Genomic DNA, 17,241 nt, shown 5'->3' on the forward strand with positions numbered 1-17,241 from the left:
TAGATTTATTTAAGTTTATTCAAAAGCTCAATGTCTTTTTTAATTTTAGTTTTCTCGTCTTCTTTTTTCTCACGACACAATTTATATTCCAAAATTGCTTTATAATCTTTCACTACCCCATTAAAAATTCCTTTAATTAAAGTTTTGTAATTAGGATCTGTAGCATACGCGCCCAATCTTCCGTTATCCTGCATGCCATTCAGGAAGTCATCTACCGTTTTCGTATCATCTAAAATCGCATTATAGGCATCATTATAATTTTTATCCAATAACGAAAGATAGCCTTCAAACCCTTTTTCAACAGTAGAGAAATTGGCAAAACCGTCTGTTAAATTTACTTTTTTACCATTTTCGTACTCATGCGTTTTTAAAGGAGAAGATCCTAAATCTCCGCTCCCCTTAATATTCATCGGATTATTATTTGGTACAGCCAATTTGAAGCCATTTTCCTGTCTTCTTTGAGCCACCATATAAAGTCCTTTAAATTTATTAGATTTTCCTTTACTTTCAACCAAATCTATCGCTGCCGTTCCGAATTCTTTATAAAACTCTTCCCTTCCGTCTTTTTTAAGATTTAATTTACAAGCACTTAATTCCGGAAGCGGATCTACCAATACAAAAACTTTTATTTCTTCTTCATACGTTGAAGCCGCCACTGCTACCTTTCCATCACTGGAATAGCCTCTTCTTCCATACACTCCTTTTAGTTCCGGAACAATACCTTCAAGATAATTATTTAAAGCATGATAAATAAACTTGTAGTTGGCGGCATCCTGATTAGGATATTCTTTGGCGCAGCTAGAATGTGTTTCGCCATCAGAATTTCTGATACCTACACAGCCGATAAGCCCCGAAGACCTCCAAGGATCTATAGAAATTGAACTTCTACTTCCCAAAGTCATTGCACCGCTGGAAACTTCTTTTTTTACATCGGTTACAGGTTTCAGATTCGTTGTATTATCGGTAACGATTCTATATCTGAAACTTTCTTTTTTAGCATGATTCCAAGCTTGCATATATCGAATTCTATACAATGAATCAACCGTATTTGGTGGCAATGGCCCACTTTTCCCGTAATCTTTATTATTGGTTTGAGCATGTCTGGCCACTGTTAAAACTTCAGATTCAGCATTTTCATGAGTTTTAAACTCTAAATCCTGCTTTAATTTTTTTACAGCTTCTCCAATCGTACTTCCTCGATAAATATACATTTTATAAAGCGGAAAGGCACTTCTGGTGTTAGAAACTTTTTTGCTATACAATTTATTATTTTCTTTGTATTCTTCCATGCCGTTGTAACCTCCGTAGTCTGGATACGATTCCAGCTTACCTGCTTTATCCAGTTTAATTTCCGTAGCAATTTCGCTTGAAATATAAATAACAGCTTCTTTTCCTAAGCCCACCACTTTTTTAAAGGTTTCCTTTTTTACATTTCCAACCTGGCTAACGGTTTTACCTTCAGGTTTTTGCACAGTAGGCTTTTGTTGAGGCTTTACCACACCTGGAGATTCCCACCAGTCCCAAAGTTCGCCCAATTTATTTTTAACAGACTCCGTTGCTCTGTCTATGATGCCTTTTTCTTCTTTTTTAGATTCAGGCTTTTGGGCAGCCGGAGACCCCGCAGCTTTCGGAGTTTTAGCAGCTGGCGGCGGTGAAGCCGGAGCTTTGGATTTTGGAGGTGGAGCAGGTTTAGGTGTTACTACAGGTGGTTTGTAATCTGGATTTTTAACATCAACATTATTTGTTGCATGTTTTTTATTCTTGTAATATTCTACGGTAACATAAAACTCGAGTTCTTTTGCATCCACCTCACCTTTCGCAGCTTTTTGCATTAAAGCTTTCGTTAAAACAAATTCTGCGGTTGCCACGCCATTTCGCTCCACGGTAACTTGCTTGCTATCAACAAATAAATTATTAGAATTGTGCCCATCTCCTGCTGCATCATCTTCCCAAAGGGTAAACAACAATTTTTCGCCTGAAAGATTGACGCATTGTGCTTTGGCAACTAATTTTTCAGTATAGCTAAAAGTATTTCCTTTAGAATCATCAACATAATGCAAATCCACTTTATTGATCTTTGGAATCGCAGTCTGCTGAGGATTGATGTCAATGGTTGTTGGTCCACTTCCTTCAGGTTGATGAAGATAAGCTTCTAAGCGGTAGGTGTTTTTGTGCGCAACTTCACCAAAAGTAAAACTGCTGTCGCCTACTTTTTTAATATTGGTTGAGGTAAACTTACCGTCTGAACGTTTTTTGAACAATTCCCAGGTTACCCTTGCAGGATTTTTCTGATCCTCTGGCGTTGCAGGATACCAGGAATCTATTTTGTATACAATTTTCTCTCCTACTTTGGGAGAGGCATTTCCTGAAATTTTTGAAACTCCTTGTTTAGACATATCAGAAAGTGTTTTTAAGGTTAATAAGCATCTATTTCACTTTCTTCAACAGCTTCTTTGAAGTCATCCATTTTCACAAGCGGATTAATGTTCTGCACCGTTTTACTGTCTGCATTTTTCACATTCTTCTTGCTCATTTCTCCACGTTGCCCGTGGTCTTTTATCGTAATTTTTCCGCCGGTAGTACATTGCAGTTCAGAAGCTTCGGTAACTATTTTTTTGCCCATTACCTTTACATTCTCATACGTTTTCTGCCATTTCCCAGCAGGAGCATAGGCACAAGGCAAATAACCTCCCGGAGTAGGTTTAAGCAAACATTTTCCGAAACTCGGACCTTGAGGATTAAACTGTAAATCGTCTTCTGTAACGGCAAGGTAATCTGCGCTACCTCCAGAATCATTCCAGTAGTGATGCTCGTGAACAGTCACTTTATATTGAGGGAACTGATCACCCTTGTCGCATTGCGCCTTCCCTTTTTGAACGACAAAGTGTTTGCCTTCATGAGGTGATGATTGATCTGACATAATATTTATATGATTTGGGTAATGTAAAGATAAAAATTTTACATCAAAAAAGAAAAAAGCAGAAATAATTTTCTGCTTTTTAGTATTCTTAACATATTAATGCTTAGTATATTCTGGCTCTTCCACAGGCATCATGGTGGGCATAAAGTATTCATTCAGCCAATAAAATTCCTGTCCGTTCTGCTTGATTTTCACTGCTGGATCATTTCTGTGCATCAACATTCTTTCTGCCAGGTTTTTATAGCTTGCGAAATATGTTTTTACCGTTTCATTGGTAATGATGTCAGATTTTTTCCAGCCTTTTAAGTTGTATTTAGCCATTAATTCTTCTTCAGAATTATCAAAACCAGTACTTACTCCAACGGTATAAGCCATCGGCTGTTGGTATAATTCACCTTTATCCATAAATTTCAGGGTAGGATTATACTTTTTCAAAAGTTTAATATATTCTCTGATTGCTCTCGACTGGCTGAAATCTGTTCTTCCTGCGCCCGTATTTTCGTAAACTTCTGTATAGAAAGCTTTCAAATTATCGTATTCAGTTTCAGAAATCAAAATACCTTTTTCTAGACCCGGTTTGTAGTCTTTCAAATCTTTTGGAATATAACCTTTCACCAAAAACGGACTTCCGTAATTGATCAACTGAGCGGCAATCCCCGCCGGAACAGGATTCGTAAGCCCCGGATAAAGATATTTGTACTTGATATCAACATCCGTTTTCCCAGCCCCAACTGAAGAGTGGAAATAATCATTCAACGATTTATCAATGGTTGAATTGTCTAAAGTTACCTGAGCAATTAGGCTGTCCACAGATTTTTTCAGGAATCCCGGAGTACCAATATCTCCTTTTTTAGGAAAAATCACAAACCCCTGAGACATACTTTGTTTTGGATAATCTAATGAGAAGAAGCCGGTTTCACCTTCTTTTAAGCTAAAATTATTTTTAGTTAAAACATCATTTTGATTAATTATTTTCTGTTTTTTCAGTTCAGCAATATTTTTAGCGGTATTTGTTACAACATTTTCAGCCATCAACACATAATCATTGTAAGTATCTGATGATCTAGCACTTGTCTGAAACATAATTAATCTTGCCTGAGCCTGCGTCAAAGAATTAATAACTCCATACATATTTCCGCTTTGGTTAGCAGAAGTTCCTACTCCGATCACGATATTCGTTTCATCAGGAAAATTAGAAAGAAGATTTCCTGCCGCCATCAAGCCTTCGTTTACCGGTTGATAGCCGTTATTACTTGGGCAGTTCATTTCGTTTGTTTTCTGATCGATAAATGTTGTGATTTTGCTATAATCTGTGCTTAAAGGAGAAACAGCGACATTATCTCCACAAGAATTATTTTTATACAACACCACTCCATATTTTACCTGATTAAAGTAAGACGGTTTTTCAAATCTAAGCTGTAAATCCTGCAATAAAGACTTTACGATAGGCGCATACGGAGCATTTGGAGCACTGATATCCAATGCAAAAACAATATTTGCCCGTTTGTTTTTCTCTGTAATTTCGCGATAGCGATCAAAATAGATCGGCTCACCTAAAACATTGAAAACATAATTTTTACTATAATCTAAAATATTCGTAAAATATTTCGTTTTAGAATCTGGTGTTTCTTTTTCGTTTAAAGCTAAAGTAATTGGGAAAATATTATCCAAAGGCGTTCTTTTGTTAACATCGGTCAACAAAACGGCAGTTTTATTTTCGCTATCCGGCATTCCGGGAGCACCTTCGTGAATTCCCAATGAAGATTCTTTCACGCCCGTTGTATTTTTCATTTTTACCGCAGAACGCTCTCCCCAAGCGGAAATTACGTTGGAACTTACCCATCCGTATAAACTCGAATTAATACTATCTATATCAACACTCGGCTTTTTCCCAACTAAAAATCGTTTGTTGTTTTCTGCCTGTTTGTACACATAAACCATTTGTCCGTTCGGGATTTTCACATTCGCCTGCTCGATAAGACTTGGAGAATTGAAAACCATGATGGAATCGTTTTTATAATACCTTTCAGCGCTTCGAATTACATCACTATTACTCGGAACAACCGCGACTCTCACAGGAAAACCTGTCTTTTCGCTTTTCAAAGAATTGTTCCACAAAAGAAGATCAGATTCTGGAATCCATCCGTACGTTTTAATCTGTTTAGACGAAACCTTTTTCATTAAAGCATCCGGAATATATTCGGCTACTTTTACCATTCCGTCACGATGTTTTAAAACCATTAAAGGCTCTAAAAATTTCACTTCTTTATATGATTTTTCATCACTTTTATCTAAATAAGCCGTATTTCGTGATCGGTCTGAAATAGCAATCCACGGTGTAGCCTTTTTCGGATAACCGTTAATTACTGAAGAATTATCTATTTGACCATACTGCGAAGGCTCGGGAGTTCTTTTCGAAGGTAATTTTACCTGACAGCTCGTTAACAACACTGAAACTCCTATGTAATATGCTGCTAGAGGAAATTTATTTTTCATCCTAATTTTCTTTTATGATTGGCTTGCCCGAAAAAATCCGGGCATAGTTTTTATTTGCTTTGGTTGATGTCTACTTTGGTTACACAATTTTGCGCATCGTCGAAGTTTACCTTCACGGTTTGGATCACGTTGTTTTTATCAAACTGAAGTCCGGCGCAGTACATGTAGAAATTATTCTGCTTGCTGTCGTTTACTTTCACAACCGTATTTTCGTTGTTACACAGGTATTTTTGAAGCAAATAATTGTAATGGATGTTGAAGCTGTTGCCGTTGGCAATTTGCTGTAAATGATATTTAAAATCGTTATCAATTTTAGCATAAGAATCTTCCACCGTTACTTCTTCATCGTCTAAAGGATTGTAAGCCTGAAGAATTTTGATATGATGCAAAATAGGTTCAGCGTTTTCGTCTGTATACAAAGTCACGGTATAATCTCCCGGTTTTTTGTAAGAATAAATCGCCAGTTTTTCTTTAGAATCGATATTTCCTGTTTCCCCGAATTTCCATGTAAACTGTTTAGCATCAGAAATCGCACGGAATTGTACGTTTTCAAACTGCATCGCCTGAGTTTGCGCATCAATGCTTGTGGTAGATTTTATGCTGTCTTTAGGCTTAGGAATCCCTCTTGCGGATACCAAAACGGGAAAAGATTTAGAATATTTATTATCGATAATCAACGTTACCTGATAATATCCCGGTTTATTGTAAAAGTGAAACCCTTTGCTCTTATCGGAAGTCGCGCCATCTCCAAAATCCCATTTCTTGAATTTCGCAAATTTAGTCTTATCTTCAAAGGAAAGCGTATCTCCTACCGCCACTGAAGATGGGTACACAACGCCTACAATGTCATCCGCAGAATGGATAACCTTTTTCTGCAGCCACAAAGCCACCAATGCGGCTATAAGCAGGGTTGCGATAACACCAATGATAATGTTCTTTTTGTTCTTTTGAAAATAATTCATAGTTAATAATTGTGATGTATTGTGTGATGTTTCTAAGGTGTGTTGGTCTTTATTCGTTTCTTGATTTTAAAGCATTATCGCGCTGAAGAAGCTGATCTTTTTTCTCTTTAAAGCCAATAGAACAGTCCTGAAACTGCTTTTCGAATATTTTAATGTTTTCAGATTTCTTTGAGATTAGTTTTTTATCATCAAAGTACATTTTGTAAAACTGCGCAATCTGAGGATATCCCTCTTTACGAAGATCTGTAACGCCTGCATTTTCGAAAGAATTGGCAATATCATTAATTCCGTATCGAATATTGTTTTCTTCAAAAGGCTGCGGCGCCTCATCCGTCAGTTTACTGATTTGCGTAAAAGTACTGTCTAATAATGGCTGAACGATCTTCTGCTGCTGATCGAACTTCGATTTCTGATCCAACGTCTGGATAGAGATCATATCTGAAGATGAAAAAGGTGATTCAAAACCTTTCAGAAAAATAATTCCTAAAAATATCAACGCTGCCAAAAGCATCAGTACAAGATATAAAAACTGATAGTGTCTTTCTTTTTTTGATAGTGTAATTTGTCCTTGCATAGCTTGTGTTTTTATCTTCTTTTTCTACTTCCGGTAAACTTTCTGGTAGGGTCTACGCGCAGCTCGCTGTTTACACGCACCACTTTCCCCATACATTCATTAAGATCTCTCAGGGCAGTCTGCTCTTTATTCGAAATATTAATGATCTGTGTTTTTAAAGCCAACATAGGTTCAAGATGTTTCAGCAAAACAGAATAATGCTTAAAATTTTTCGCACTATCTGCTCCCATGATGTTTTTGGCATCACGTACGTTATCCATGATATAATTTCTCAGAAAGATATCATTCTCTACTTTATTGATGTCTAGCAGAGTCATTCTGTAGTGTATACTATCGATTTGAATTTTGAGGAGCTCGTTGCGGCTCAGTAGGTTTTTGTACTCGTCTACCTCCTTCTGAATACCTTTTCGTTGCAGATCATAGCTTTTAAAAAAGAAAAATACAGCCATGAAGGATACGGCCGACAATGCTATAAATGACAGAACGAATTTCCAAATGCCCGCTCTGACGTCTGACTTGTTTAATTTTTTCTCCCTGTTCGAAGACATAATAATTGTGATTTGTTTGGGATGGTGAATTTATAAAAAAAATAATTTATGCACAAAATTTATCTTTTTTAGTAAAATAATGAAGCTTTGTTAATTAATTTAAGATTAATTTTCACATTCATCAGATTTTCATAACTTAGACCACCAAAAATTTTATATATCTACACCAAATCGATATTAAAGTGAGCAAACTTTTAAGCAATACTGTACGGTTTTCAATAGCAGACAGCGATTTTTATTTCAAAAAAATAATGATCAAAACGCTGCAAGAAAATCCTTTCTATATGCTTCTGAATGACTGTAATAACGGCCACGAACTGGTAAACAGAATCTACAGAAGGCAGGAAGATGTGTTTATTGTGGAACTTTTCATGCCTGTTCTCAGTGGCATTGAAGCCATAAAATACATCCGAAAAAACAATAGCGAAACTCCAATTATTACTTATTCCGGAACATATCAGGAAGATATGGCGGAAATTCTTTCAAAAATCCCAAATATTTATTACTGTCAGAAAAAAAGTAATGTCATTAAAGATATTATTAAGGGTAAAATAGCTTCCGACACCTTCGATTTTGAAAAATATTCTAAAGAATGGGAGCAACAACCACTTGCTGTAACAGAGTATATGGAACGTCAGAAAAAAAGCCAGGAAGAGCTTTCTTCAACCGAGATTCAGCTAATGAAATTCTGCTATGAAGGCTTCAGTAATAAAGAGATCGGAGAAAAGCTAAACCTCAGTACAAGGACGATTGACACGTATATCAACAGACTTACAGAGAAGCTGGGGCTGAAGACAAAACTGCACCTCATCCGCTTCTGCGTAGAACATGGATATTACAATTCCAGCATGTAAATCGGATGCGTAAAGGTGAGTTAATATAATATTAATAGAAACTAAACATTCAAATCTCAACTTTTCAGGTAAAAATAATTTGTCACTAATTTGCTAGTATTCAATTTTTTTAACTAAATTTGCACACCTAAAATTTAAAATTAAAAAAGGAAATGACAAAGGCAGAATTGGTAAACACCATCTCAAATAAGTTGGGAACAGAAAAGAATGAAACACAGAAAGTTGTAGAAGCTTTTATGCAGGAGATCAGAACTTCTATGTATAATGGGGATAACGTTTATCTAAGAGGTTTCGGTTCTTTTATCATTAAAACGAGAGCTGCTAAAACAGGAAGAAATATTTCTAAAAACACTGCAATTGAGATTCCTGCTCATAACATTCCTGCTTTCAAACCTTCAAAATCTTTTGTAGAGAAAGTAAAAACAAAAGTTGCAGTAAAATAAGACATTAACTGAATATTAACTAGTTACTAAAAAATTAAAATTATGCCAAGCGGAAAGAAAAGAAAAAGACACAAGGTTGCAACTCACAAGAGAAAGAAAAGAGCAAGAGCAAACAGACATAAGAAGAAAAAATAATCTCTTTTTCTCGAGATTTACAATATAATAATATAGTTGGTGATTTTAATATTTTAAAACCTCACCGACTATATTTTGTTTTGCAACTATTAAGATTATAAAGAAAAAGCGGGATGATTTTTTATGCTTGTAATACTATTTTTACATCTGAGATTATTCTTATATTTAAAAACAGTTTATTATAACTAAAAAAGCTTATTTCCTATGATCTTACAAAATTATTTATCTTAACAAAATGAAGAAAGAACTAATAGTTTCGCATGAAGATGATCTTACAAAGATTGCATTGCTGGAAGACGGAAGACTATGTGAACTTCATGAGCAAGAGGACAAAAGTGATTTTATAGTTGGGGATTTATTTGTAGGAAAAGTAAAAAAACTGGCACCGAACCTGAATGCCGCCTTTGTAAACATCGGCTACGAAAAAGATGCTTTTTTGCATTATCAGGATCTTGGGCCACAATATCTTACCTATAGAAAGTTTTTGCGAGACACGATCTCTAAAAAACAAAGCACTTCAAGCTTAAAAAATTTCGAGATACAACCCGAAATTGACAAAAACGGAACTGTAGACAAAGTAATCGCGAAAGACGACGTTGTTTTGCTACAGATTACCAAAGAACCTATTTCCACAAAAGGACCAAGAATTTCTACGCAAATCTCTTTAACGGGGCGTTTCTTAGTTCTTATACCTTTCGACAACAAAGTTTCAATTTCCAAAAAAGTGAAAAGCTTTGAGGAAAAAGAAAGACTGAGAACCCTTATTGAAAGCATAAAACCAGAAGGTTTTGGTGTGATCATAAGAACAGTGGCGGAAGGAAAAAAAGTAGCAGACCTTCATAATGACATGAATCAACTGATTCAGAAATGGGAAAGCACTTTTAAAAACATTCAGAAAAACAAGGTTCCGTCAAGAGTTTTAAGCGAAGACGATAAAGCTTCAGCTATTTTAAGGGATAATTTCAACCAGGATTTCGTAAGCATTACTTGTGACGACGAACAAATGGTTGATGAAATGAAGAATTATCTGGAGGTAATTGCTCCGGAAAGAAAAAACATCGTTCATTTCTATAACTCCCACATTCCTCTTCTCGAATATTATAACGTAGAAAAACAGCTTAAACAAAGCTTTGGAAAACACGTAAATATTCCAAGTTCAAAAGGTGCTTATCTTGTGATAGAACACACAGAGGCACTACACGTAGTAGACGTGAACTCCGGGAACAATATTACTACCGGAACTGCTGTCAATAAAGAACACGCTTTGAAAGTGAACAAAATGGCAGCTACAGAAATTGCAAGACAACTTCGCCTCAGAGATATGGGCGGCATTATCGTAATCGATTTTATTGATATGCCAAATCCTGAGCACAGAAGAGATTTGTTCGAGCATCTAAAGGAAGAAATGAAGCGTGATAAAGCACGTCATAAGATTCTTCCGCCAAGTAAATTTGGTTTGATACAGATTACCAGACAGAGAAACCGTCCGGAGAAACAAATTGAAACCAAAGAAGAAAATCCTAATAAAGACGGAGAAATTGTAGCTCCGATCGTTATTGTTGAAAGAATGGGTGAAACCCTGAGAACCATTATGCAAAAAGAAAAAGGGAAATTGTACCTTCACGTACATCCTTTTGTGGAAGCTTACCTTACCAAAGGCATCAAAAGTATCCAGATGAAATGGTTTATCAAGTATAAAAAATGGGTAACCGTGATCCCAAGAGATTCTTTCAAGTATTTAGAATACAGAATTTACAATTCTAACAAAGAAGAATTGATTGGATATTCTAATTAAAAAAAATTTCAACCTCTGGACTTTGTCTGGAGGTTTTTTTGTTTAATAAAAGACTAATTTAATACATTTCCCGTTTCAATAAAAACTGATATTTTAGCATGAAAAATTTTCTCTGTTTTATTTTATTGATAATTTCTTGTCTTGGTTTTGCACAGAAAGAAAACATTAAAGAGGATTCAATTTTCTACGAAAGAATATACAAACTTAATCAAGAGCGCGATGAAGTATTATTTAGCAATTCTTTAAAGAAACATATACCAAATAAAAAGAAATATGCTTTTGAACTCAATAAAAATAATTTAGAAAATTATAATGAGTTTTTAAGAACATTCCCAAATTCTGAATATACTTTTTCCGCCTTAAATGGAAAAGCTTACACAGAACTTCAGCTTAAAAAATACAATGCAGCAAAAGAAACTTTTTTAACGACACTGAAATTTATTTCTGATAACAAAGGAAAGAACATAAGCAGCATGGAGTTTTTCTTGAACAACAAAGTGAAAGATTTTCAAAAGAAATCTATATGAAGCTAGCAAGTATTGAACTAAGGAATAAAAACTACGAACAAGCAGTAAATTACCTTGACGAAGCACAAAAATATTCTTACAGAGTAAATTGTGGAAATGCTTTTATCTCAGACTTATTTGATACTGTAAATATGTATTCAGAATGTTATATAAATCTTAAAAATGATGAAAAATTATATGATGTTTTAATACCTGTTTTAAATCTTCTAAGAGAAAATTCAGCGGGATTGTCGAGATTACATAAAACTCTTTTAAAAAAATATAAAAAAGTAGAATTAAAAAAACTTTTTGAAGAGTCATTTAAAGCTGTATACACAAAAGAAACAGTTATAAACAATACTAATATTACTGTAAATTATATTAAGTTTCTTAATAGAGATATTATTTATATGATTCTAATTTTAAAAAATTATCTGAAGCTGAGATAAAAAACAAGCTAAATGAAATCCTAAATAAATCTAAATTCTACACACTTTTATCTAAATAAAAATGAGCAAAGAACACCACTACAAAACCACGATTGAATGGACAGGCAACCAAGGAACCGGAACCGATAATTACAGAAACTACGAACGCACCCATACCATTTCGGTAGAAAATAAGCCGATAATTGAAGGTTCATCTGATCCCGCTTTTCGAGGTGATAAAAAAAAGCATAATCCTGAAGATATGCTGCTCTCTTCCCTATCCTCCTGCCACATGCTTTGGTATCTTCATTTTTGCTCTGTAGAAGGCGTTATCGTGACAGCATATACAGACAATGCAACCGGAATTATGGTTGAAGAAACCAACGGAAGTGGTCATTTTTCAGAAGTAACATTAAACCCAACGGTAACTGTTTCTGATGAAAGCATGATTGAAAAAGCAAAAGAGCTTCATCATAAAGCCAATGAATTTTGTTTCATCGCGAAGTCGGTAAATTTTCCGGTGAAACATATCCCAATTGTGTTAGTTAAATAAAAAATTAATTATTTTAAAATCTTTAAAACACCTATCAATATTATATTTTAACAATAATAACTCTAATTTTAACACTCAAAACTCCACCCAAAGGGATTTATTTAGTAAAAAACCAATTAAAACTTAAATTAATTATCAATAATTATTATATTAATTGAATATTTTTAAACATTTTTCATCAATTATAAAGTTTTTTTCCTATTTTTATATCAACTAAAACTATCCATGATGAAGCCAAGATTGACCATCTTTGATGAACCGATGTTATATACAGAAGGCTTATCAAAACTCCTTGCTCAGAGTAAAATTTTTAATTCAATTGATATCTGCAATTCTCAGGAAAAGCTTTCACAACAATTACAGGAAGAAGCTCCGGAATTCCTCATGATAAGCTCAAACATGCTGATGCTTACGGAACTTTGCAAATCTGTCGAGAGCATTACATCAAAGCATAAAAATATTAAAATCATCATTTTTGGGAACAGCTACGATGTGATAGACATTAGAAAATTATTCAACAAAGGCATTAAAAGTTATCTGGATAAAAGCAGTAATTATGATGAGTTTTTAAGGTCAATACAATGTCTGATGGCCGATGAGGTGTATATTTGTGATAATGCAAAGAATAAAATGATAAGCTTCATCAGTAGTGATCAGAGTCAACAAAAGCTTCATATTAAAGATCCATTAACCAAACGCGAAATGGAAATCCTAAAACTCATCTGCGACGGACTCAGCAGTAAAGATATCTGCGAAAAACTTTTCATCAGCATCAACACGGTGGAAACACATCGAAAAAGAATTCTTTTAAAATTAAACGTAAAAAATTCAGTTGGCGTAGTAAAATACGCGTTGGAAAACCATATTATAGACTAATATTAACTAAATAATTGACCCAAAAGAAATTCCAAACTTATGCGCAAGTTTGGAATTCTTTTTGAAAATGATTCTCAGGTTAATTTGATATTATTCGTAATCGGGCATTTCTGCATTGCCGAAAAGATTTGCCCGTGTAAGATCGGTTAAAGAGCTGCTCAGGTCGATTACCATCACATTTCTTTGAGAAATATTATCATTTGAAGTATTCATAAAAACAATCTGTGCATTGTTGGGTGAAAATCGCGGATCGAGATCATTTGTTCCCAATACTTTATCGCTTTCCACCGAAATATCGTGATTAACATTAGTCGTTAAATCATACATAAAAATATGCGAATCCAGTTGTCTGTAATTGGCATCTTCATGCCCCGAAACATCACGAGTGTACAAAAGATATTGTCCGTTGACGGAAAAATTCAGCCCGCCACTCGCACCCGGCATTCCGGAAAGAATGGATTTCACCATATTTCCCATCATATCAATAATATAAATTTTAGTATTATACCCATTGAAATTATTAGTTTTAATCGCAATCTGGCTGCTGTCGTAGCTCCAATCACATTCGGAGATCATGCTTCCATCGGGTGTTGTATAAACCAATGTGAGACCGCTTCCGTCTTTATTAATTCTATATAATTTATCAAAATTCGCATATAAAAGTTCTTTTCCGTTGGTGCTCCAGGCAAAATCCATTTCATAATTATTAAAACCTGCAACGGGAACGGTGGTTACTTTAAAAACATTAGAGCCATCATGATTTGCTGTGAATAAATGCGTATTTCCGCCTTCTGTACGTAGAAAAGCAATTAAACCTGCATTATTATTTTTTCGCGGACGCCAGCTGTTGTAAGACGAATTGGTAAACTGAAAATTATTTCCTGCTTCATCGCTTGAAATAATCACCATATTTCCGTTTTGTTTTTGGGCATAATGATAACGATTTGCAGGAACGGTATTTGTAGTAAACTTACTCGTAGCGCTTAAAACTGCAGGATGAATTCCGTCCGAAACAGAAACCTGCCAAAAATAACTTACCCCAAATTTCAAATTAGAAAGAGTGTAATGATTCGTCTGTAAATCATTCACCTGAATAACATCTGTGGTTAAATTATTTTTAACCGTTACAGTATATTTCAGAATATCATTCTTATCGGGATCTGTGGAGCTCCAGGTTAGTTCAACACTTAAAGGCTGATTGACAGAATTATCTGTCGGGCTCAATAATTGTGGTGTGGTAGGTGGCGAATTGAGGGAAGTATCATCATCCATTTCAAAAACTACCGTCACCAATTGATTTTGATTTTGAATATTGACCCCTTGAAAATTCGTCACATATCCCGACAATTCGGCTTTTACAGAATAATTTCCTATCGGCATATCTTTAATTTCAAAAGTTCCGTCTTCAGCGGTGAAAACAGTTTGAGTAGTTGGCGCTGTAAAAATTTTCACATTTGCAATCGCTGTATTTGTTCCTCTTTTTACCACTTTTCCTTTTATTGAGCCTGTTTGCGCCTGATCTACCAATTCTTCACTGCAGGAAAAAAAGAAGGCGAAAAGTAAAATAATGCTGAATATTTTAATTAAAGTTTTCATAGTTTACTTTTTTATTTGTTTCCGATGTAAAAATTGAGTCCCAACGAAAATCGTAATGCCTGATCTTTTCTTTTCCCATTAATCAAGCCTTCCCAATCATCTTTAAACCCAAGATCATATTGCGAAGAAGCTCGCACAGCAACATTTTTACTCACCAGATATTCTAATCCGCCACCAAACTGACCTTTGTATTGAGGTTTAAACTTAGAATACATCGCCCCAAAACCACCGTAGAGGTAAGGACTGAATTTATATTTCGGAAAAAGCAGATATTCAACATTCGCTTCTGGAATTAGATAACTGCGTTTCACAATATTTTCGTTTTCCAAAGTGAAATAACTTCCGCTGAATTCTATGTTGAAGTTTTCATTTAGGAAAAATTTCATTCCTAATTTTCCACCAATATTCATTTTAGGATTTACATAATCATCACGCACTTTTTGAGCTTCCACATTGGCAAAAAAAGAAAGTTGCTGTCTGTTGTTATGGGGAAATCGGTTTCCTATCACACGGTCTTTATTCTTTGTCTGTTCTCTTTCATATTCATCCAAAACTGCCTGATAATTATTCATCGCATCAACAGATTTTCCCCAGATCTTATCCCGAATTCCTTCAACGATTAAAGATTTTACCGCTTTTTCAATAGCTTCGGTTACTGCCAGTTGCACGGGCTCATTTTGGGTAAGCCCAACTTCGGCTTCCAACAATCTTTCGGTATCAATATATCTGAAAAAACTGCCGTTAACACTGGTTGAAAGAATGGTTTTAGAAGTATAAACGGTTTTTAAAATCTCACCATTTAACGTAGAAATCGCGCGAAGATAAACGGTAATTCTATCCTGTCTGTATTGCGTAGAAGCTCCGATTCCGAAATATCGCGCACCAAGACCGCCCGTCATAATATTGCTGTCGTAGGAAATAACGCCACCTTCCAATAAAATTCCGGCATATAAAAGTGGCGGCAACGTTTGAGAATTTTTATCCACGTCTTTTAAATATTCCTGTCTTGTAGAGCGGATAATTTGTCTTTCATTCAAAAGATTAGCGATATTTTCTCTTTCAATCGGGGTAAACCATCGGCTGTCTTCCAGCGCTTTGATAAGAATCGTTGTTGTACCTTGTGGAACAGCCGTGCTCCAGTTATTACCATTTTCTGAAGGTTTGTACTGCCCTGTTTGATCCCGGAATTTATACACACCAATGACGATTTTTTCTTTAGGCAAAGGCAAATTTTTCAAATCGGTGGTATAAGAAGTATACTCGCCCATCGTAGATTTTTCGGGTGAAGACGGCAATCCGAAAACGGAACCACAACCTTGTGCAAAGCAGATGAGCACAACACAGAACAATATTCTGGTGTAATGATATAGTTTCATGATTAGTTGAGTTTTTAATTTTTATTTCGGAATTACAATTTCGGACTGATCTCCTGTTCCGGTATCCAAAATATTGATCAGCAATCCCTGAGATGTGTTGGTAACCTGCAGATACAACGAACCAAAAAGATAATTTCCGGGTTGAATGCTTTCGCCATCACCAAACTGATCCTGAAACAATTTTCTTGATAATTCACTTAAAATCTGTCGGTTTAAACTTTGACTAAAACTGTCGATTGAATTTAAATTGCCAAGCAAATCGCTGTAACTATCTTTGCTGTCGAACTGGTTTTGCGCATTTGCCGAGCTCAGCAGCCACTGATAATTAAAAGTATCGCCTCCGAAAGCCGGATTTATCGGTTTATAGACAAGTTGTTGAGATTTACCCAAAAACATCCCTGTAATGAATAATAGTAACAAAGTAAATGTTTTCATGAGTGGTAGTTTTAATATATAAATTCATTTTTAATCAAATTTTTCTTGGCATTGAACTCTTTGATGTATTTAAAAGTATTTGTCACCTGATCTTTAAGATAATCTTCACTCGGATTGGTCATAAAACTGTAGACAATTTTATCATCCATTTGAATATTAATCTGTCCGTTTGTTCCACGTCCGGGAAGTTCTGAAACCGTGATCGCAGAATTACTTTTATCAGGTTGCTGACTGTATTGAATATAAAATAAGTCGTAAAAATCTTTTCCTACTTTGCTTTTGGTTTCATCAATCGTTAACCCTTTTAATTCAAAAACAACATCTTCTTCCACTTTACTCACTTTTCGCCTGAACAGATCATGATTGATTTCCAGACTGTCTTTCGTAATCAGTTTTTGTGTTTCTTCATCTTTTATATATAGAAAAGCTTTTAAGGCTGAATTTTTTTCATAATTGATATTAATCTCAGAAAGTGTTTTAACCTCATTCGGATTGATAGAAAATTTTCCACTTTGTTGATTGTTGGATAAATTACCGCTGCTTGTTTTTTTAATGGAAACTAAAAGATAATTCAGTTCTTTGTAAATGGGTGTGTTATTGGTGACAACGGCTTTTAGTTTAATTTGATTTTCAACAATTTCATTCTCTATCTTCGCAGTTACTTTTTTATCTTCCTGCCCGTAAAGAAAAACCGACAGGAAAATAAAAAGTAAGCACAATTTCAAGGAATATAGATTTTTCATT

Annotated in this window: 17 protein-coding genes; 7 read left to right on the forward strand and 10 right to left on the reverse strand. The window is 34.9% G+C overall.

Annotated elements, in window-relative coordinates:
• Positions 1-5 precede the first annotated feature (5 nt).
• The 6 genes from ABEG63_RS06745 to tssO form a co-directional block, all read right to left on the reverse strand.
• The gene (locus ABEG63_RS06745) at positions 6-2,396 is read right to left on the reverse strand and encodes a glucosaminidase domain-containing protein (protein ID WP_346583888.1); all 2,391 of its coding nucleotides are present in this window, start codon (positions 2,394-2,396) and stop codon (positions 6-8) included.
• A 20-nt stretch (positions 2,397-2,416) separates the two neighbouring features.
• Complete coding sequence (locus ABEG63_RS06750) at positions 2,417-2,920, reverse strand: DUF4280 domain-containing protein (RefSeq protein ID WP_312389926.1); 504 nt, start codon at positions 2,918-2,920, stop codon at positions 2,417-2,419.
• Between the two features lie 96 nt (positions 2,921-3,016).
• Positions 3,017-5,416: a type VI secretion system protein TssR domain-containing protein gene (gene tssR, locus ABEG63_RS06755; RefSeq protein ID WP_346583889.1), complete on the reverse strand. Its 2,400-nt coding sequence runs from the start codon at positions 5,414-5,416 to the stop codon at positions 3,017-3,019.
• A 50-nt stretch (positions 5,417-5,466) separates the two neighbouring features.
• Positions 5,467-6,378: a PKD domain-containing protein gene (locus ABEG63_RS06760; RefSeq protein ID WP_346583890.1), complete on the reverse strand. Its 912-nt coding sequence runs from the start codon at positions 6,376-6,378 to the stop codon at positions 5,467-5,469.
• Positions 6,379-6,427: 49 nt separating this feature from the next.
• Positions 6,428-6,952 carry a type VI secretion system transmembrane protein TssO gene (locus tag ABEG63_RS06765; protein WP_346583891.1) on the reverse strand — a complete coding sequence of 175 codons (525 nt, stop codon included), beginning with the start codon at positions 6,950-6,952 and terminating at the stop codon, positions 6,428-6,430.
• 11 nt (positions 6,953-6,963) lie between these two features.
• A complete protein-coding gene (gene tssO / locus ABEG63_RS06770) occupies positions 6,964-7,500 on the reverse strand; it encodes a type VI secretion system TssO (protein WP_267404995.1) in 537 nt (178 codons plus the stop codon).
• 182 nt (positions 7,501-7,682) lie between these two features.
• On the opposite strand from tssO, the gene ABEG63_RS06775 reads away from it, so the two are divergent.
• The 7 genes from ABEG63_RS06775 (at position 7,683) to ABEG63_RS06805 (ending at position 13,090) form a co-directional block, all read left to right on the forward strand.
• A complete protein-coding gene (locus tag ABEG63_RS06775) occupies positions 7,683-8,354 on the forward strand; it encodes a response regulator transcription factor (RefSeq protein WP_312389923.1) in 672 nt (223 codons plus the stop codon).
• Between the two features lie 152 nt (positions 8,355-8,506).
• Positions 8,507-8,797: an HU family DNA-binding protein gene (locus ABEG63_RS06780; RefSeq protein ID WP_002984212.1), complete on the forward strand. Its 291-nt coding sequence runs from the start codon at positions 8,507-8,509 to the stop codon at positions 8,795-8,797.
• A gap of 370 nt (positions 8,798-9,167) precedes the next feature.
• Positions 9,168-10,727, forward strand: coding sequence for a ribonuclease E/G (locus ABEG63_RS06785; protein WP_267404993.1), 1,560 nt, complete (start codon positions 9,168-9,170; stop codon positions 10,725-10,727).
• Positions 10,728-10,825: 98 nt separating this feature from the next.
• On the forward strand, positions 10,826-11,254 hold the full coding sequence (locus ABEG63_RS06790) for a hypothetical protein (RefSeq protein WP_346583892.1): 429 nt from the start codon (positions 10,826-10,828) through the stop codon (positions 11,252-11,254).
• On the forward strand, positions 11,251-11,682 hold the full coding sequence (locus ABEG63_RS06795) for a hypothetical protein (protein WP_346583893.1): 432 nt from the start codon (positions 11,251-11,253) through the stop codon (positions 11,680-11,682). The genes ABEG63_RS06790 and ABEG63_RS06795 overlap by 4 nt, the downstream gene beginning before the upstream one ends.
• Before the next feature lie 61 nt (positions 11,683-11,743).
• Positions 11,744-12,214: an OsmC family protein gene (locus ABEG63_RS06800; protein ID WP_346583894.1), complete on the forward strand. Its 471-nt coding sequence runs from the start codon at positions 11,744-11,746 to the stop codon at positions 12,212-12,214.
• Positions 12,215-12,439: 225 nt separating this feature from the next.
• Entirely contained in the window at positions 12,440-13,090 is a 651-nt protein-coding gene (locus ABEG63_RS06805; RefSeq protein ID WP_346583895.1) for a response regulator transcription factor, read from the forward strand.
• Positions 13,091-13,180: 90 nt separating this feature from the next.
• On the opposite strand, the gene ABEG63_RS06810 is transcribed toward ABEG63_RS06805, so the two are convergent.
• Genes ABEG63_RS06810 through ABEG63_RS06825 form a run of 4 tightly spaced genes read right to left on the reverse strand, consistent with a single transcriptional unit; the run spans position 13,181 to position 17,240 of the window.
• Positions 13,181-14,686 (reverse strand): carboxypeptidase-like regulatory domain-containing protein, encoded by a 1,506-nt coding sequence (locus ABEG63_RS06810; RefSeq protein WP_346583896.1) that lies wholly within the window; start codon positions 14,684-14,686, stop codon positions 13,181-13,183.
• Between the two features lie 11 nt (positions 14,687-14,697).
• A complete protein-coding gene (locus tag ABEG63_RS06815; RefSeq protein ID WP_346583897.1) occupies positions 14,698-16,062 on the reverse strand; it encodes a CsgG/HfaB family protein in 1,365 nt (454 codons plus the stop codon).
• A 21-nt stretch (positions 16,063-16,083) separates the two neighbouring features.
• Complete coding sequence (locus ABEG63_RS06820; RefSeq protein ID WP_346583898.1) at positions 16,084-16,497, reverse strand: curli assembly protein CsgF; 414 nt, start codon at positions 16,495-16,497, stop codon at positions 16,084-16,086.
• A gap of 11 nt (positions 16,498-16,508) precedes the next feature.
• Entirely contained in the window at positions 16,509-17,240 is a 732-nt protein-coding gene (locus ABEG63_RS06825; RefSeq protein ID WP_346583899.1) for a CsgE family curli-type amyloid fiber assembly protein, read from the reverse strand.
• Position 17,241: the final 1 nt, after the last annotated feature.

The sequence above is a fragment of the Chryseobacterium sp. C39-AII1 genome, assembly GCF_039672645.1.
In the GTDB taxonomy this organism is placed as follows: domain Bacteria; phylum Bacteroidota; class Bacteroidia; order Flavobacteriales; family Weeksellaceae; genus Chryseobacterium.